The following is an 18,025-nucleotide window of genomic DNA, read 5'->3' as shown; positions in this document are numbered from 1 at the left end:
TGGTGGCAGTTTGACTCGGGCGGGCACTCAGTGCCTACAAATTGGCTCGTGCTTGCAAGAAGAACCAAATATGGCAACAAACCACAGATTGACCTACCGTCTTGAGTACATGCGGCTCAGAAATTTGCCGAGAAGTTCGCCCGTAAATCTATGCAATCGTGTGCACCTCCTACTGGGTAGGTTTTGGGCGGGTATTTGGGTGGGTTTTTGTTATCTAAAAGAAAAAACCCTAAGTGAATCAATCACTTAGGGTTATATCTGGCGGAAGCGGTGAGATTCGAACTCACGGACCCTTGCGGGCCGCCGGTTTTCAAGACCGGTGCAATCGACCACTCTGCCACACTTCCGAAGAGGGCTGGATTCTAGCCTGACTCCGCAGGGGCTCAGCGCACCGCAGCGGCGGGTGCCAGGGTGGCGCAATCGGCGCCGCCCGTGCCGCGCACGGCCAGGGTCACGGGCGTGTGGGGGCGCAGGGCGGCCCAGCGGGCTTCGGGCAGGGTGCAGGTCCATTCCTTGCCTTGGCTGGAGCGCACCTTCACCTCGTAACGTTCGGTACGGGCGCCCAGGCGTTGCATGCCCAGCAGGGCGGGGCCGTTGGCCACCCATCCGTTGCCCAGGCGGGGTTGGGGCCAGGCGGGGGCCAGGGCGGCGTCGCCTTGCAGGGCGTCGGTGCGCAGCGCCTGCCAGCGGTTGAGGCGGAAGCGGCAGCGGTCGTCATACACCGGTTCGTCGCGCCAGCGGGTTTCGCACTCGCGGCGTTTGATGAAGGTGCCGTCGCCCTGGTCTTGGCGCACGTCGTGGCACACCTGTCCGTCTTCCACCTGGCGGGTGCCGCGTTGTTCGCGGCTTCGGCTGACCTGGTAGGCCCCGGCGGGCAGGCTGTCGCACCAGGCGGATTCAGACACGGCGGTGTACTGCTCAACCTCCACCGAGCGGGCCCATTGCTGCTGCACCACTTGCGCCGTTTCGTCGTGGCGGCTGAAGAACAGCGTGGCCCAGCCGACCAGGGCCAGCAGCAGCACGGCCAACACCGCCTTGCCCCAGGGGAAGCCGGAGGGGGCCGCGGCGGTTTGGGCGGGTTGGGCGGGCGCACTGGGTGGGGAGGGCGGGGAGGGTGGGGCGGCGGCTTCGTCCGGTGAGGCCACCCGGGCCACTTCCTTGTGGCCGTCCTTGGGGGCACCGCAGTGGGTGCAGAAGGCGGATGCGGCGGCGTTGGGCGCTTCGCAGTAGGCGCAGGGCCAGTCGGCGCCCACGTAGCGGTGGTTTTGCACTTCCACTTCCTGCCCGGGCGGGGGGAAGTAGCGCTGGTCTGGGTCTTGTGCCGCGCCGCAGGCGGGGCAGAAGCGCTGGGTCAGGGCCAGCAGGTCGGCGGTGTGGCACTGGGTGCAGCGCCACAGCATCTGGTAGGTGGGGTTGGGGGGCGTGGTGTCGGCCATGCCGCCATTTTGGCGGCTGGGCGCATCAGGGGGCTTTGGCGACCAGCACCTGGTTGAGCAGGCGCATTTGGGCCTTGGGGTCGGGGCCGGAGAGTTGGGCCAGGGTTTGGTCGTCGGCAGTGGCGGGTTTGCCTGCGGCGGCCAGCCGGGCTTTGAGGGTGGGCAGGTCCACCCCCGCCACCTGGGCCAGCACCGGCAGGGGGGCGGCGGCCAGGGTTTTGATGGGGCGCATGAACGGCGGCTCGCCGCCCGTGCTGCCCCCCAGGGGCGCAAAGCTGAGGGCCAGCACGGCCAGGCAGGCCACGATGACGGCCTTGCCCACGGGGGCCGCCCAATGGCGCTTGAACGCGGGCCAGTGCAGCAGGGCGTGGAACGCCACGGCGGCCACCATCAACCAGCCCAGCCACTCGTGGGCGGTTTTGTTCAGCCCGGTATCCCAGTGAAAGAACATCAGCACGCCGGTGACGGCCGACAGGGCAAAGCTGCCGATGACCAGCGGGGTGATCCAGGGGCGGTGGGGGTTGAGGTTCATGGTGTTCTCCTTGAGGTGTCTACCCCAAGGAGTGTCGGCAGCCGGTGTGCCGCGCCGGTAACGGGTGTGTAAACCTGGGGTAAACCCTTGGGTGGGCTTCAGCCCCGCCCGGCGCAGGCTGCGGCGGCCAACCCGGTGGCGTTCGACCGCCGCGAGCACGCTGCGCGCCTCTGAACGGTGGGTCATTCAGGTGTTGCATGCTACTGAAAATATAGCTTCTTACGCTTTCAAATAAAGCGCTAGATGCCAAAAGTGCTTAAAACCATGTGGGCGGTGGGCAGGGCTCAGGCGTGGTGCGGCAGGTCGATCACGGTGGCGTTCACCGCCTTGGCGGCAAAGGGCTGCACACCATCACAATCAGCCTGCGCAATGTCTTCACCCTTGTTTACACACGCCTGAGAAGATAGCGGGCTAAAAAGCCCGGCTTGACCTTCCCCTCTCCCGAAACCATGAAACAAAAAAAACAGTTGTCGTTGCTGACCGTTGGTTGTTTGTGTTTGCTGGCCGCCTGTGGCAGCAAAACGGACACGGCAACGCCAGAAGCCGCCGCGCAGACGCAAGCCCCCGCCGATGCCGCCAAGCCTGCCACCCCACCCGCCGTGCCGGTGACCACGGCCTTGGCCCAGCGCCAGAGCCTGAATGTGGCCACCGAAGCCACCGGCACCGCCACCCCGTTGTCGCAGGTGGATGTCAAGGCCCAGATGAGTGGGGTGGTCACCCAGGTGCATGTGAAAGAAGGGCAGGCGGTTCGTGCCGGGCAACTGCTGTTCACCCTGGACACCCGGGCCGACGAGGCCAACGTGGCCAAGCTCAAGGCCCAGATCAGCAAGGACGAGGCGCTGCTGGCCGATGCCCAGCGCCAGTGGGCGCGTGCGCGGGAGCTGCTGTCCAAGAACTTCGTGTCCCAAGGGGCGGTGGACACGGCACAAACCAATGTGGAGTCGCAGCAGGCCACGCTGGCGGCTGACAAGGCCGCGCTGGCTGCGGCCCAGGTGCCGTTGTCGTATGGCCGTGTCACGGCGGCCAGTGCCGGCCGGGTGGGCCTGGTGCCGGTGTACGTGGGCACGGCGGTGCAGGCCAACCAGACCACGCTGACCACCTTGACCCAACTCGACACCATGGACGTGAGCTTCAGCCTGCCGCAGTCCAACCTGCCCGACGTGCTGGGCCTGTTGGCCACAGGCAAGGCCCCGGTCAAGGCCAGCATGCCCGACGGCAAGACGGTGTTGACGGGGCGGCTGAATTTTGTGGACAGCGTGGTCGATGCCGCCACCGGCACCGTGAAGGTGAAGGCCCGCTTCGACAACAAGGACAACACCTTGTGGCCCGGGGCCTACGTCAAGGTGAGTCTGCCGCTGCGCACGCTGGACGAAGCCGTCACCGTGCCCACCGTGTCCGTCATCCAGAGCGCCCGTGGCCCCCTGGTGTATGTGGTGGAAGAAGGCAAGGCCGCACCGCGGCCCGTCAAGGTGCTGAACATCCAGGGCGAAGTGGCCGCCGTGTCGGGCGTGAACGAGGGCGACAAGGTGGTGGTCAACGGTCGCCAGAACCTGCGCCCCGGCACCCCGGTGACGGAAAAGGCCCCAGGCAAGCCCGGTGACAAACCTGGTGACAAAGCGGGTGACAAAGCCGCTGAGAAGGCGGCGTCATGAACCTGTCCGAGTTGTTCATTCGCCGTCCGGTGATGACGGTGCTGCTGAACCTGGCCGTGTTGCTGGCCGGGGTGATCGGGTATCGGTCCATCCCGGTCGCGGCGCTGCCCAGTTACGACACCCCTGTCATCAACGTGTCGGCCAACCTGGCCGGGGCCAACCCGGAAACCATGGCCTCGTCGGTGGCCTTGCCGCTGGAAAAGCAGTTCCAGACCATTCCCGGGCTGTCGCAGATCAGCTCCACCAGCACGCTGGGCAACACCTCGCTGACGCTGGAATTCGTGGAAGGCCGCAACATCGACGGTGCCGCACTGGACGTGCAGGCCGCGCTGCTGCGCGCCCAACGCTCGCTGCCTGCCGACATGACGCAGATGCCGTCGTACCGCAAGGTCAACCCGGCGGATGCACCGGTTCTGCTGGTGGCGCTCACGTCGCCGTCACTGCCGCCGTCCGAGCTGCAAGACTATGCCGAACACCTGATTTCCCCCACCTTGTCCACCGTGGATGGGGTGGCGCAGGTCAACATCTTTGGCTCCAAGCGGTTTGCCGTGCGCGTGCGGGTGATTCCGCAGGCCCTGGTGGCCCGCAACATGGGCTTGGACGAAGTGGCCACCGCCTTGCGTGCGGCCAACGTCAACACGCCCGTGGGCACACTCGACGGCCCGCAGCAGACCCTGACCTTGCAGGCCAACCGCCAGTTGCAGAACGCGGCGGAATTTGGGGCGCTCATCATCGCCAACCGTGGGGGCAACCCGGTGCGTTTGCGCGACGTGGCCGAGGTGGTGGACAGCGTGGAAACGCTCAAGACCCATGGCAACCTCAATGGCGAGCCGTCCATCACCCTGGCGGTGTTGCGCCAACCCGGGGCCAACACCGTGCGGGTGGTGGATTCGGTCAAGGCGGCGCTGGCGCAGATCCAGGCGCAGTTGCCGCAATCGGTGCAGATGACGCCGGTCAACGACCGTTCGGTGTCGGTGCGTGAAGCCCTGCACGACGTGACGCTGACCCTGGCGGGCACCATTGCGCTGGTGGTGCTGGTCATCTTCCTGTTCTTGCGCCGGGTGGTGGCCACCATCATCCCCACGCTGTCGTTGCCCGTGTCGTTGATGGGCGCGGTGGCCTTGTTGTGGGGGCTGCATTACAGCCTGGACAACATTTCCCTGCTGGGGCTGACGCTGGCCGTGGGCCTGGTGGTGGACGACGCCATCGTGATGCTGGAAAACATCATGCGGCATGTGGAAAACGGCGAGCGCCCCTTCCAGGCCGCGCTGCGGGGTTCGCGGGAGGTGGGGTTCACCATCATTTCCATTTCCACCTCACTGGTGGCGGTGTTCATTCCCATCTTTTTCATGCCCGGGGTCATCGGGCTGCTGTTCCACGAGTTCGCGGTGGTGGTGGGGCTGTCCATCCTGGTGTCGGCGTTTGTGTCACTGACCTTGGTGCCCATGCTGGCCAGCCGCCTGCTGCGGGTGGAGGACATGCACAAGAGGCCGGGGGTGGTGGTTCGGGCCTTCGAGCGTGGCTTTGACGCCCTGGCCGGTCTGTACACCCGCACGCTGGACGGGGCGCTGGCCTGGCGCAAGACGGTGTTGCTGGTGGCCTTGCTGACCCTGGTGGCCACGGCGTGGTTGTTGATGGTCATCCCCAAGGGTTTTTTTCCCGAGGAGGACATTGGTCAGATCACCGTGTCCACCGAGGCGGCCGAGGACGTGTCCTTTCCCGAAATGGTGCGTTTGCAGGAGCAGGCGGCGGCCATCGTCCGATCCGACCCGGCGGTGGAACGCGTCAGCTCGTTCAACGGCGGCAGTGGTGCCCAAAACACCGGACGCATGTTCGTGGGGTTGAAGCCCCGCGCCGAGCGCAAATCGGCCAAGGCGGTGATTGAAGGCTTGCGCGGCAAGCTGCGGGCGGTGCCGGGCTTGCGGGTGTTCATGCGGCCTGTGCAAAACCTGCAACTGGGCGGACGCCAGAGCAAGGCGCAGTACCAGTACATCCTGCAAAGCATCAAGGCGGACGAGCTCAACGAGTGGTCGCAAAAGCTCCAGCAGAACCTGCGCACCGATCCGCTGTTCCGCGACGTCACCAGCGACTCGCAGCTGCGTGGCCTGCAGGCCAAGCTCAACATCGACCGCGACCGCGCCAACACCCTGGGCGTGTCCATCGATGCCGTTCGTGTGGCCCTGTTCAGCGCGTTTGGCGAGCGGCAGGTGTCCACCATCTACCTGCCCACCGACAGCTACCAGGTCATCCTGGAGTTGGCGGGCGACGCCAAGCAGGACGAGGCCGGATTGCGCAGTGTGTACGTTCGCGCATCCACCGGGGCCCTGGTGCCGTTGTCCGCCTTCACCACGGTGGAGCGTGCGGTGGGCCCCACGGCCATCAACCACGTGGGGCAGTTGCAGGCCATCACCCTCTCGTTCAACCTGGCCCCGGGTGCGGCCCTGGGGGATGCCACCAACCGGCTGGAGAAGCTGGGGGCCGACATCGGCCTGCCGTCGTCCATCATCACCAGCTACGGGGGGGACGCGGCGGTGTTCAAGAACTCGCAGGGCAACCAGGTGGTGCTGATCGCGGCGGCACTGCTGGTCATTTACGTGCTGCTGGGGGTGCTGTACGAGAGTTACATCCACCCGCTCACCATCCTGGCGGGCTTGCCGTCAGCGGCGGTGGGGGCGCTGGGCACGCTGATGCTGTTCAAGCAGGACCTGACGCTGATCGCCACCATCGGCATCCTGCTGCTGATCGGCATCGTGAAGAAGAACGCCATCATGATGATCGACTTTGCCCTGGACGCCCAACGCCACGGGGGCATGACGCCGGCGCAAGCCATCCGCGAAGCGTGCATCCTGCGCTTTCGACCCATCATGATGACCACGCTGGCGGCCCTCATGGGGGCCTTGCCGCTGGCTTTGGGGCTGGGTGCGGGGGCCGAGTTGCGCCAGCCTTTGGGTTTGGCGGTGGTGGGCGGGTTGGTGTTTTCGCAGGCGGTCACGCTCTACATCACGCCGGTCATTTACCTGGCGTTGGATCGCTTCAGCGGCAGTGGCCCCGATGTGACGCCGGAGGCGCTTCACACCTGAGCTTCGTGCCCCGCCCCCTCAAAGCGCAACGCGGCAGGCCTGTTCCTCGAAGGTGGACACCGGTGTCGGGCGACCGAACAGGTAGCCCTGGTAGTGCTCGCATCCGCTTTGGACGAGCTGGTCACGTTGGGCCTCGGTTTCCACCCCTTCGGCAATGACGGCCATGTTGAGGTTCTGGCCCAGCGCAACGATGGCGGAAACGATGGGCGACGGCTGGCCGCTGCCGTCCAGGGCGCTGACAAACGACTTGTCGATCTTCAACTGGTCAAAGGGCAGGTGCTGCAGGTAAGACAGGGACGAATACCCGGTGCCAAAGTCATCCAGCGAGAACTGAAGGCCATGGGCCTTGAGCTGGTTCATGGTGCGGGTCACGTTGTCCATGTTGGTCAACAGCAGGCTCTCGGTCACTTCCAGTTTCAGCCGCCCGGGGGGCACGCCATGGCGGTCCAGGGCATTGAGCACCATGGCCACAAACCCTTCGTCCAGGAACTGGCGGGCACTCACATTGACGGCCAAGGTCAACGTGTCAAAGTCTTTCAGGTGGGCCCATTTGGCCAACAGGGCGCAGGCCTGGTCGATGATCCAGGCCCCGATGGGCACGATCAGCCCCACTTCCTCCGCCAACGGGATGAAGGCCATGGGCGACACCAACCCCTGTTGGGGGTGCTGCCAGCGGATGAGCAACTCCGCGCCCTGCAGCCGTCCGGACGCATGCACTTGCGGTTGGGCATACGCCACAAACTGCTGTTCACGGAGGGCGGTGTTCAGCTCAGCTTCCAGGTGTGCGCGGGCCACCACCTCGTCTTGCATGGCGGGGGCGTACCACACCACGGTGTTGCGCCCGGTGGCTTTGGCGCGGTACATCGCCATGTCGGCTTGTTTGATGAGTTCGTCAGCCGACACATGGCCCGCATGGAAGGGGGCCACCCCAATGCTGGCGGAACACCGGTGGTGCAATTCCTGGTGTCGGTCTTGTTCCATGCCATGGACATGCAGCCGATAGGGTTTGGCCAGGCCCTCCAGCAGGCCTTGTGCAAGGGGCGGTACTTGGGTTTGCAAGTCGGCGGGGCATGCAAAACCGGTCAGCAGCACCACAAACTCGTCGCCACCCATGCGGGCCACCATGTTCTGGCCACTGATTCGCGCTTGCAGCCGCCGTGCCACGGCCACCAGCAAACGGTCGCCCATGACGTGCCCGCGTGTGTCGTTGAGGATCTTGAAGTTGTCCAGGTCAATGAGCAGCAATGCGCCGTAGGGGGGTTGACCGAGCTGGGGCATCAAGGCGGATTGCAGCCGGTCGTGCAGTGACCGGCGATTGGGCAGGCTGGTCAACGGGTCGTGGTAGGCCAGGAAGCGGATCTCGTGTTCACTGGCTTTCTTGTAGGTGATGTCCTGTCCGGTGCACACATGGTGGCTGATTTGTCCGCGGTCGTCATGCACGGTGCTGAACGACAGCAGGGCCAGCAGCGTGTCGCCGTTTTTTTTACGCAGCCAGACTTCTTCTTCCCAGCGCCCAGCCCCGTTGTCGAGTGCTCGGGTCATGCGCTGGGCCAGGTCGGGGGGGTTGCGGGCCGAGTTCAGCACCGACAGGGGCTGGTCGGCAAAGTCCGAGAGTTCGTAGCCGGTGAGGCGCACGAATGCGTTGTTCACCTTCAGCACCCGGTGGTGGCGGTCGGTGACCACCACGCCATCGGCAGAGCAATCGAACAGGGTGGCCGACAGGCGCAACTGCTCGGCGGCCTGCCGTTGGGTGGACACGTCCTCGACGATCCACACACTGCCCTGGTTCAGCTGATGCCGGTTCAGCACCGAGCCTCGAAGGTGGGCCCAGAACACCTCGCCATTGCGGCGGACCATTTGCAGTTCGGTTTCGTAGGCCACCGAGCCCCGGCCAAATGCGGCAGCGGCGTTTCGAATCACATGGTCGAACTGCTCGTCACTGCAATGCAATTGCCGGGTGTGGGTGTCGACCAGGCCGTTGGCGGGGCAGGCAAAGATTTCCTCGGCGGCGGCGTTGGCCATCAACACCCGGTTGCCCCGCACAAACAGCACGCCCACCCGGATGTTGTTGAGCACGGCCTTCTGTTCATTGAAGGCGGCCAGGAGATCGTCTCGCATGCGCACCAGTTGCCGACCCAGTTGGCCGATTTCATCCTGAGCATGGGCTTGGAACGGGGTTTCCAGGCGTCCTGCGGCCAGTTCCTTGGAAAACCCCATCAGGCGTCGCACGGGGGTCAGCACCCGACGCCGAAGGGCCACGAACACCAAGGCCACGCCCCCCACGAACTGCCCCAGCAGCACCCAGAGGAACACGGTTCGATCACGGCGGAGTTCCTGTTGCAGGACGGCGTCATCCACCGTGATCTGGAACAGCCCGATCACCGTGTTGCCGTGCACGATGCTGCGCTGAAGGGTTTGCTGGTGTTCCAGTGGCCGGGGGGGCGCTTTCAAGTCCAGCAGGGGTTGGCCGTCAAGGTCCAGAACCCGAAACGAAATCACCTCAGGGTCCAGCAGGGCGGTGTTGCCCACCGTCGTGAGACCGTCCATGTCGAAGTTCCACAGGGGCTCGGCCAGCACGCGGGCCAAAACCTCTTCCTTGTTGTCCAGCACCTGCTGGCGCAGGGTCAGGGCCTGGTCCTGACGCACGTTCCACAGCATCAGGGCTCCGCCCAGGGCGGGCAACAGCAAGCCCACCGTCATGGCCATCAGGACGCCCGCACTCAGACCGCGCTGCCAGACGCGCAGCCTGTCCAGCATCGTCCCGGCCAGTGCACGGGCCTGATGCATGCGGTGGAATGCGAGGGGTTCCTGCACTGGTGCTCCTGCTTCGGGTCACGTGCAACGCTATTTCAGCCAGCGGTCATGGTACCAGCGCTTGAGCGCTTCCCGGGACGGGTTTCCGCCGGAATGCTGCAAGCTGCGGGTATTCAGGACCAGCGGTTCCTGGATGAAGCCACTGGGGGGGCTGCCGTTGAGGGCGCGTTGGATTTCATCCAGCAATTGGTAGCCCTGAAGGTCCAGGGGTTCGCCGATGGTGGCGATCTGGGCCGCTCGCCCTGAACGCACCCGGGACAGGGCCTTGACCGAACCGTCCCCCGCGGCCACGTTGGCCAGGTCTTTGCGACGGGCCAACTGCAGCGGGATTTCCATGTGATCGAAATACACATCGTTGATGGCCATGGCGTAGGTCCACCGCTCACCCCATCGGGCCAGCTGCGTTTGCACCTGCTGCGGCATTTGTTGTGCGGCATCTGAAATGGGCACGTCCACCACCGCCAGCAATTCGCACCGCAGGCCGGGGGCGCAACGCGTGACGCCATCGGCCATGGCCTGGGTCTTGGCGTTGGCAATGTCAAAGCGCCCGTCGTTGAAAATCACCACCCCCACCGGGCGTTGGCGTTCGAGGGCATCACGCATCACCTCGGCCAAGGCCAATCGCGCCACTTCGATGGGCGAAGTGGCCACATTGAAGTACAACCCCGGCACATGGGCATCACTGCCTGCGTGCCAACCCACCAGCACCACGTTGCGCTGTCTCAGGGTGCGCAGTTGCGTTTCGCAAGTGTCGGGGTCAAAGCCGCCCAACACCACCGCGTCAGCGGCCAGGGTGCGAGGTTGTGCCAACAGGGTGCAAATCCGCGCCATGGAACCCTGGCCATCGAGCGCCGTGACCTTCCAGCCCACGGCGTGTGCCGCCTCCGACAGCCCCCTGAACACCCCCATGGCGCCACCGTTGCGGTAGTCCACCGACACAAAGACCACGCTGTGCCCCGGGATCACCCGTGGGACGTTGACAGGGAAGGTCGAGGCGGCGTTGGGAAGGGCGTTGGCGCCATGGGCCAACGACGCCACCCACCCCAGCGCCACGCAGAGCAGGAATGAACACAGGCGGCGACCCGGCATCTTCATGTTGGAGCACCCACGTTGGCGAAGTGACGCGCACGGAATGCCCATTGAACCAAATCAGGCCTGCTGGTGCAACCTGGGTGACGGTGCCGTAGGGTGCGGGCAAGTTTGATCTGTTATGGTTTTCCCTAATATCGCCTTATGAGGAGTTTTCCCATGGATCGTCGTTCCTTGATCAAAAACGCTGGCTTGGCCGGTGTTCTGGCCGCGGGCGTTGCCCCTGCGGTGCATGCCCAGGCCGCCATTCGCTGGCGTCTGGCTTCCAGCTTTCCCAAGGCATTGCCCACCATCTTTGGGGCGGCTGAGAAGTTCTCCGAAACCGTCAAGGCGCTGTCGGGCGGCAAATTTGAGGTGTCTGTGCACGCCGGTGGCGAGCTGATGCCCCCCTTTGGTGTGGTGGACGCCCTGCAAGCCGACACCGTGGAGATGGCGCAGACCGCGTCTTACTACTTCACCGGCAAGGACCCCATTTTTGCGTTTGGCTGTGCCGTGCCCTTTGGCCTGACCGCCCGCCACATGGACGCCTGGATGGAACACGGCAACGGCCGCAAGCTGCTGGACGAGTTTTATGCCAAGTACAACATCGTCTCCATGAGCTGCGGCAATACCGGCACCCAGATGGGCGGCTGGTACCGCAAGCCCATCAAGACCGTGGCCGACCTCAAGGGCCTGAAGATGCGCATGGGCGGCGGCCTGTTCGGCGAGGCCATGGCCAAGCTGGGTGTGGTGGCCCAGAACATGCCCGCGGGCGAGGTGTACCAGGCGCTGGAAAAAGGCACCTTGGACGCCACCGAGTTCGTGGGGCCGTTTGACGACGAGAAGCTGGGCTTCCACAAGGTGGCCCCGTTCTACCACTACCCCGGTTGGTGGGAGGGTGGCGCCGAGCTGGAGTTCTTCATCAACAAGAAGGCGTTTGACGCCTTGTCGGCAGAGAACAAGGCCATCGTCCGCGCCGCGGGTGCTGTGGCGGCCCGTGACATGACCGCCAAATACGACGCCCAAAACCCCGCCGCCCTCAAGCGCCTGGTGGCCGCAGGCACCAAGCTGACCGCCTTCACCAAAGAGGTGATGGACGCTGGCTTCAACGCCTCGATGGAGGTGTTTGCCGCCCACGAGGCCAAGTCACCCGAGTTCAAGAAGATCCACCAGGACATGCGTGCATTCCAGCGGGAGCAAATCCTGTGGAACCGCTTCTCGGAGTGGCGCTACGACAGCTACATCAGCAACGCCAAGATCTGACTTCTGAATTCATAGCAAACTATCTAGGCATTTAAAGCGGTAGGTGCCAAAAATATTCTTAACTTTTGCCCCATCATGGCCCGTGTGCGGGGGCGGGCCATGGGCACTCACCGCCGCGTCAGTGCACCCAGGGCCAAGGTCAGGGCCAGGCTGGGCAGGGCCGAGCCGAACTGCGGGGCCCAGGTGGCCAGGCCATGGAAGACCGCAATGCCCACCACCCAGATGACCACCGCCGTGGCGTCCACCTTGCGGGAGGCGCTTGCGCTGTCCAGGGCGGCGAGTTTCCAGCCCAGGCGGCCCAGGATCACGCCGAACAGCGGCACGAACACCGAGCTGAGCATCAGCAGGAAGGGCTCCAGGCTGTGCATGGGCAGCACGCAGGCCAGCGCCGTGCACAGCAAGGCCCCGCCCACCCCCCACTGCCGCAGGCTCCAGCGCGGCAGCATGGAGTTGGCCGACACGGCGGCGGAGTAGGCATCGCCATAGGCGTTGTCCAGCTCGTCCAGCAGGATCAGGCCCAGCGCCAGCAGGCCGCCTTGGGCCAGCAACAGGGCGGTCAGCAACTCGGTGCCGGGGGCCGACACGCGGGCCACCAGCACGCCCAGCGCGTAACACCAGATGTTGGCCAGCGTGTAGCCCAGCCAGGTGCCGCGCAAGGTGGACCCGCCCGAGCGGCCATGGCGCGCATAGTCGGCCACCAGCGGCAGCCACGACACGGGCATGGCCATCACCAGGTCGATGGCCGAGGGGAAGCCCATGCTGCCGTCGCCCGGGGCGTCCATGAAGGCCTGCCAGCCTTGGGCCTGGGCCACGCCCACAAAGTGCCAGGTCAGCCACAGCAGCGAGCCGATCACCAGCGGCAGCCCGATGCGGCTGACAAAGCGGCGCACCAGCGTGAGCATGGAGCCGGTCATCAGCAGCGTCAGCACGCCGCCCCACAGCAGCGTGGCCACCAGCAGCGGCACCTCGGTGCCAGTGACCTGCTTGACGATGGCCTGCATGCCTTCGCGCATGACCACCAGTTCGAACGTGGTCCAGCCCACCAGCTGCACGATGTTGAGCAGCACAGGCAAATGCCCGAACGCGCTGCCGTACACCCGGTGCATCAGGCCCGCGCTGGACAGGCCGGTGTCGCAACCCACCCGGGCGGTCCAGGCCAGCAGGCCCGAGCCCAGCACCGAGCCGATGACGATGGCCCACAGCGCATCGCGCGTGCCCACGGCGGGCACCAGGTAAGCGCCCACCTGCATCACCAGCAGGCCCACGCCCAGGCTGAACCACAGCGAGGCATGAGACCAGCCAGAAAACACCCGCTGGTCGGCGGGCACGGGTTGCAAGGCAACGGAGGGGGAGTGGTTCTGAGGCATGGGTTCAGGCATTGGAAGAGGGCAGGGGGATGGTTTGCATGGCCACGGGTGCGGCGCTGTGGTTCAGCGGGCCGCTGCCTTTGCCGGTGCGCACCGGGGCACCGGCCTGCAGGGCCTGGCGCACATAGGCATGGGCCAGCCGGACGGCTTGCGGCAGCTCATGCCCCAGCGCCAGGTGGGCGGCAATGGCCGAGGAGAGGGTGCACCCCGTGCCGTGGGTGTTGGCGGTGGCAATGCGCGGGGCATGCAGCCAGAAGCTTTGGCCGGGTGCCTCGCCTTCAGCGGTCTGGAACAGGTCGCTGACCTGGTCGCCCGCCAGGTGCCCGCCTTTGACGAGCACGGCCCGGGCACCCCGGGCCAGCAGCTCGTGGGCGGCGGCCTGCATGTCGGCCTCGGTGGACAGCGTGCGCCCCACCAGAAAGCCTGCTTCGTCCAGGTTGGGGGTGACCAGCACCGCGCGCGGGAACAGCTGCTGCACCAGGGCCTGCACGGCGTCCTGGGCGATCAGCACCGCGCCGCTGGTGGCGATCATCACCGGGTCCAGCACCACCTGGGCCAGCCGGTGGTGGTCGATGGCCTGGGCCACGGTGTGCACGATGTCGGGGGCGTGCAGCATGCCGATCTTCACGGCGTCGGTGCCGATGTCTTCCACCACGGCGTCGATCTGGTCGCGCAGCATCTGGGGCGGCACGCCGTGGATGGCGCGCACGCCGGTGGTGTTCTGGGCCGTGAGGGCGGTGATGGCGGTCATGCCAAAGCAGCCCAGGGCGGCAAAGGTTTTCAGGTCGGCCTGGATGCCGGCACCACCGCCGCTGTCCGATCCGGCGATGGACAGCACACGCGGGTAGCGGTGGGTGAAGGGGGGCGGGGTCATGGGGTGTCCTTGAACGGGGACGCAAAGTGGGCTGCACAGAGCGCCGCCAGTTCAGCCGCGGCGGCCTGCGGGTCGGGGGCCGAGCAGAGGGCGCTGACCACGGCCAGGCCGTCGGCCCCGTGGCGCAACACCGCGGTGGCATTGCCCGCGTGGATGCCGCCAATGGCCACCAGTGGCAGGGCGGTGGCGGTGCGCACCTGGCGCAGCCCGTCCAGCCCCCAGGGGGTGTGGGTGTCGGTCTTGGTGGGGGTGGCAAACACCGGGCTCACGCCCAGGCAGTCCACGGGCAGGCGGGCGGCGCGGGCCACGTCGGCCGGGGTTTCCACCGACCAGCCGATGAAGACCTGTGGCGGCAGCAGGCGGCGGGCGTCTTCCACGTCCATGTCGCTCTGGCCCAGGTGCACGCCGTCGGCGTTGCAGGCCAGGGCCACGTCCACCCGGTCGTTGATGACCAGGGGCACCCCCAGCGGGCCCAGCAGCGCCTTCAGGGCGCGTGCGCGGGCCACAAAGTCGCGGGTGGGCAGGTGTTTTTCGCGCAGTTGCACACAGGTGGCCCCGCCGCGCACGGCGGCGTGCACCACCTGTTCCAGCGGGCGTCCGAGGGTGAGGCCGTGGTCGGTCACCAAATACACGCGCAACGCCCGGCGCAGGGCGGGCGGGGTCCAGGCGGTCATGGGGTGTTCAGGCCAGGGGGACCGTGTTCAGGCGCACACGGGACAGGAACTCTTCCTGGGTGAGCAGTTGCAGCCCGTCGATCAGCAGCGCGGCCATGGTGCCCACGCCGCGGCCCTGGGCCTGGGCCTGTTCGGCGGCCAGTTCACCGGCCACGCTCATCAGCGCGGCGGCGGCCAGGGTGGCGCGCCAGGCGTCGGGCTGCACGGCGCAGAACGCGCCCACCAGGGCGGTGAGCGAGCAGCCCACGCCGGTGATGCGGGTCATCCACACATGGCCGTTGTGCAGCGTGGCGTGACGTCCGGCGGCGTCCAGGATGTGGTCGGTCTCACCACTCACACACACCGTGCCCCCGGTGCGCTCGGCCAGGGCGCGGGCGGCTCCCAGGGCGTCGCTGGCGGCGGCGCTGCTGTCCACCCCTTTGGTCTGGATGGCGGCCCCGGCGGTGCTCATGATTTCCGAGCCATTGCCCCGGATCACTGTGGGTGTGCCCGCGGTCAGCAGGGCCTCCAGCGTCTGGTTGCGGTAGGGCGTGGCCCCCGCGCCCACCGGGTCCAGCACCACGGGAATGCCCCGGGCGTTGGCGGTCTGGAGGGCCAGCGTCATGCTCTGCACCCAATACGGGTCCAGCGTGCCGATGTTGAGCGCCAGCGACTGGGCAATGCCCGCCATGGCCGCCACTTCCTCATGGGCATGGGCCATCACGGGCGAGGCCCCGGCGGCCAGCAGCACGTTGGCGTTGAACGCCATGACCACGAAGTTGGTGATGCTGTGCACCAGGGGGGCTTGGGCGCGGACCGCTTCGATGTCGGTCCACAGGTCGTTGGCGGAGACGGAACAGGGTTGGGACTGGGCCATTGCGTGCTTTCAAGACGGAATGGCAGGGGGCAGGACGTGGCCGTGCGCCGACGGGGCCGGGTCGGCAATGGGCTGGTCAGCTTCCCTGCGCGAGGATTACCTCAATCAGGTTCAAAGGGACTTTCTCAGTCGGCCTCCGGTCTGGGACCGGGGTCAACACCCCCAGCGGTGCACGGCGGCGGGCCGTGCGCGACGGATTGTAATGAGGCCGGGCGCGGCGCGGGTGGCCGTGGGGGTGATCAACCCACGGCCAGAAAGGCCTCAATGGCCGCGTCGTCGTAGCCCAGTTCGCGCAGCACCTCGGCGGTGTGTTCGCCCAACTTCGGGGGCGACAGGCGCACGCCGGGGCGCTGGCCGTCCAGCGTCAGCGGCATCAGCACCACCTGAGACGGGCGGCCATCGGGCAGGGTGATGGGGGCCAGGCCGCCCGTGGCCTGTAGGTGCGGGTCGTCGAACAGCTCGTGGGGCTGGGTGATGGGCGCAAAAGGCAGACCGTGCTGTTCGAACACGCTGGCGATGTGGGCGGCGCTGAAGGAGGCCATGCGCTCGCGCAGCAGCGGCATCATCCAGGCGCGGGCGCGCACGCGGTCGTTGTTGGTTTGCAGTTGCGGGTCGCTGTGCAGGTCGTCAAACCCGAAGGCCTGGCAGAACACGTCCCAGGCCGCGTTGCTGACCACGGCCAGGAAGATCTGTTCGCCATCCTTCACCTGGAACACGTCGTAGATGGCCCAGGCCGAAATGCGTGCCGGCATGGGGGCTGCGGGTTGGCCGGTGACGGCGTACTGCATCATGTGCTGCGCCACCAGGAACACGTTGTTTTCGAACAGGGCGCTTTGCACCTCCTGGCCCAGGCCGGTCTTGTCGCGCTGGGCCAGTGCCGCCATGGCGCCCAGCGCCCCGAACAGGCCGCCCATGATGTCGTTCACGCTGGTGCCCGCCCGCAGCGGGTCGCCAGGGCGGCCGGTCATGTAGGCCAGGCCGCCCATCATCTGCACCACCTCGTCCAGCGCGGTGCGGTGCTCGTAGGGGCCGGGCAGAAAACCCTTGTGGCTGACGTAGATCAGCCGCGGGTTGAGGGCCTTGAGCGTGGCGTGGTCCAGCCCCAGCTTGGCCATGGTGCCGGGCTTGAAGTTCTCGCTCACCACGTCGGCGGTGGCGATCAGGCGCAGCGCGGCCTCCTTGCCCTGTGGGGTTTGTAGGTCCAGCGCCACGCTTTTCTTGTTGCGGTTGAACATGGGGAAGAAGCCCGCGCCCGAACCCAGCAGCTCGCGCGTGGCGTCACCATGCCGTCCGTGGCCCACCGGCTCGACCTTGATGACCTCGGCCCCCAGGTCGGCCAGCACCATGCCGCAGGTGGGGCCCATGACCATGTGGGTGAACTCCACCACCCGGATGCCCGCATAGGGCAGGGTGGGGGCGTTGGCTGCCGATGGCGCGTGGGGTGTTGGGGTGGGGGCGTTCAAGCGGGTCTCCAGTGTGGGGGCAGCCCGGCCTCGGGCGTCATGCCGTACAGCGGCTCGCCGGGCAGTCCGGCTTGCAGGGGCATGCGGGCCAGCAGCAGTTGGGGCAGGTCCACCCCGGTGGGGATGCCCATGGACTCGAACATGAACACCAGGTCTTCGGTCACCACGTTGCCGCTGGCGCCGGGGGCGTAGGGGCAGCCGCCCAGCCCGCCCAGCGAGGCGTCGAAGGTGTGCACCCCCACGTCGTGGGCGGCCAGGCAGTTGGCCAGGCCCAGCCCCCGGGTGTTGTGCATGTGGGCCGCCCCGGTGAGGGGGCCGATTTCCGCCCGCACCCGCTGGAACAGGCGGCGCACTTGCGCCGGGTTGGCCATGCCGGTGGTGTCGGACAGGCCCACTTCGTGCACCCCGGCTTGGGCCAGGGCTGCGGCCAGGCGCACCACGTCGTCCTCGGGCACCGCCCCTTGCAAGGTGCAGCCAAAGGCGGTGGAAATGCCCACTTCCACCTGCACCTGCGGGGCCTGTTCGCGGCACCAGGCCACCACCCGGGCCACCTCGGCCACCATGTCGGCCACGGTTTTGCGCACGTTGGCCAGCGAGTGGGCCGCACTGGCCGACACCGGCAGGGTGAGCTTGTGCACCCCGGCGGCCAAGGCGGCCTGGGCCCCGCGCAGGTTGGGCACCAGGGCCATCACGGTCAGGCCGGGCAGGGTGAGGGCGTGGCGCACCACGTCTGCCGTGTCGGCCATCTGGGGTAGAAGCTGGGCCGGGACGAAGGAGCCCACCTCGATTTCCCGCAGGCCCGCGGCGTGCAAGGCGTCGATCCAAGCGAGTTTGTGGGCGGTGGGCATGGCCGTGGAGATGCTCTGCAGCCCGTCGCGCGGGCCCACTTCGCTGATGCGCACCGGGGCTGTGGGGGTGTGCAAAGTCATGGTTGTTCTGTAAGATG

Annotated in this window: 13 protein-coding genes, 1 tRNA gene and 1 riboswitch; of the genes, 3 read left to right on the top strand and 11 right to left on the bottom strand. The window is 66.7% G+C overall.

The window, feature by feature from the left end; translation table 11 throughout:
* Positions 1 to 259 precede the first annotated feature (259 nt).
* The 3 genes from ACYVB7_RS11485 to ACYVB7_RS11475 all read right to left on the bottom strand — a co-directional run bounded on the left by ACYVB7_RS11485 (position 260) and on the right by ACYVB7_RS11475 (position 1,968).
* A tRNA-Ser gene (locus ACYVB7_RS11485) sits at positions 260 to 347 on the bottom strand.
* Between the two features lie 36 nt (positions 348 to 383).
* Positions 384 to 1,436, bottom strand: coding sequence for a hypothetical protein (locus tag ACYVB7_RS11480; RefSeq protein WP_460507612.1), 1,053 nt, complete (start codon positions 1,434 to 1,436; stop codon positions 384 to 386).
* A gap of 25 nt (positions 1,437 to 1,461) precedes the next feature.
* On the bottom strand, positions 1,462 to 1,968 hold the full coding sequence (locus tag ACYVB7_RS11475) for a DUF4405 domain-containing protein (protein ID WP_460507609.1): 507 nt from the start codon (positions 1,966 to 1,968) through the stop codon (positions 1,462 to 1,464).
* A 449-nt stretch (positions 1,969 to 2,417) separates the two neighbouring features.
* On the opposite strand from ACYVB7_RS11475, the gene ACYVB7_RS11470 reads away from it, so the two are divergent.
* Both ACYVB7_RS11470 and ACYVB7_RS11465 read left to right on the top strand, forming a co-directional pair.
* A complete protein-coding gene (locus tag ACYVB7_RS11470; protein WP_460507607.1) occupies positions 2,418 to 3,620 on the top strand; it encodes an efflux RND transporter periplasmic adaptor subunit in 1,203 nt (400 codons plus the stop codon).
* On the top strand, positions 3,617 to 6,700 hold the full coding sequence (locus ACYVB7_RS11465; RefSeq protein WP_460507604.1) for an efflux RND transporter permease subunit: 3,084 nt from the start codon (positions 3,617 to 3,619) through the stop codon (positions 6,698 to 6,700). The genes ACYVB7_RS11470 and ACYVB7_RS11465 overlap by 4 nt, the downstream gene beginning before the upstream one ends.
* Positions 6,701 to 6,718: 18 nt before the next feature.
* On the opposite strand, the gene ACYVB7_RS11460 is transcribed toward ACYVB7_RS11465, so the two are convergent.
* Positions 6,719 to 9,487 (bottom strand): EAL domain-containing protein, encoded by a 2,769-nt coding sequence (locus ACYVB7_RS11460; RefSeq protein WP_460507602.1) that lies wholly within the window; start codon positions 9,485 to 9,487, stop codon positions 6,719 to 6,721.
* A 57-nt stretch (positions 9,488 to 9,544) separates the two neighbouring features.
* Positions 9,545 to 10,609 carry a type 1 periplasmic-binding domain-containing protein gene (locus tag ACYVB7_RS11455; RefSeq protein ID WP_460507600.1) on the bottom strand — a complete coding sequence of 355 codons (1,065 nt, stop codon included), beginning with the start codon at positions 10,607 to 10,609 and terminating at the stop codon, positions 9,545 to 9,547.
* Positions 10,610 to 10,762: 153 nt separating this feature from the next.
* Between ACYVB7_RS11455 and ACYVB7_RS11450 the strand changes: the two genes are divergently transcribed.
* On the top strand, positions 10,763 to 11,845 hold the full coding sequence (locus tag ACYVB7_RS11450) for a TRAP transporter substrate-binding protein (protein ID WP_460507597.1): 1,083 nt from the start codon (positions 10,763 to 10,765) through the stop codon (positions 11,843 to 11,845).
* A 107-nt stretch (positions 11,846 to 11,952) separates the two neighbouring features.
* On the opposite strand, the gene ACYVB7_RS11445 is transcribed toward ACYVB7_RS11450, so the two are convergent.
* The 6 genes from ACYVB7_RS11445 to ACYVB7_RS11420 all read right to left on the bottom strand — a co-directional run bounded on the left by ACYVB7_RS11445 (position 11,953) and on the right by ACYVB7_RS11420 (position 18,008).
* Positions 11,953 to 13,212: a purine-cytosine permease family protein gene (locus ACYVB7_RS11445; protein WP_460507594.1), complete on the bottom strand. Its 1,260-nt coding sequence runs from the start codon at positions 13,210 to 13,212 to the stop codon at positions 11,953 to 11,955.
* A gap of 4 nt (positions 13,213 to 13,216) precedes the next feature.
* Complete coding sequence (gene thiD, locus ACYVB7_RS11440; protein ID WP_460507591.1) at positions 13,217 to 14,086, bottom strand: bifunctional hydroxymethylpyrimidine kinase/phosphomethylpyrimidine kinase; 870 nt, start codon at positions 14,084 to 14,086, stop codon at positions 13,217 to 13,219.
* Positions 14,083 to 14,760: a thiamine phosphate synthase gene (gene thiE / locus ACYVB7_RS11435; RefSeq protein ID WP_460507588.1), complete on the bottom strand. Its 678-nt coding sequence runs from the start codon at positions 14,758 to 14,760 to the stop codon at positions 14,083 to 14,085. The genes thiD and thiE overlap by 4 nt, the downstream gene beginning before the upstream one ends.
* Positions 14,761 to 14,767: 7 nt before the next feature.
* Positions 14,768 to 15,616: a hydroxyethylthiazole kinase gene (gene thiM / locus ACYVB7_RS11430; protein WP_460507586.1), complete on the bottom strand. Its 849-nt coding sequence runs from the start codon at positions 15,614 to 15,616 to the stop codon at positions 14,768 to 14,770.
* Between the two features lie 65 nt (positions 15,617 to 15,681).
* Positions 15,682 to 15,790, bottom strand: a riboswitch (TPP riboswitch).
* A 65-nt stretch (positions 15,791 to 15,855) separates the two neighbouring features.
* The gene (locus tag ACYVB7_RS11425; protein WP_460507583.1) at positions 15,856 to 17,079 is read right to left on the bottom strand and encodes a CaiB/BaiF CoA transferase family protein; all 1,224 of its coding nucleotides are present in this window, start codon (positions 17,077 to 17,079) and stop codon (positions 15,856 to 15,858) included.
* Positions 17,076 to 18,008, bottom strand: coding sequence for a hydroxymethylglutaryl-CoA lyase (locus ACYVB7_RS11420; RefSeq protein WP_460507580.1), 933 nt, complete (start codon positions 18,006 to 18,008; stop codon positions 17,076 to 17,078). Before ACYVB7_RS11420 ends, ACYVB7_RS11425 begins: the two co-directional genes overlap by 4 nt.
* Between the last annotated feature and the right edge of the window lie 17 nt (positions 18,009 to 18,025).

This window comes from Hydrogenophaga soli, from assembly GCF_054777695.1.
The sequence above is the reverse complement of the archived record's forward strand: the minus strand, read 5'-3'. Positions and strand labels throughout refer to the sequence as shown.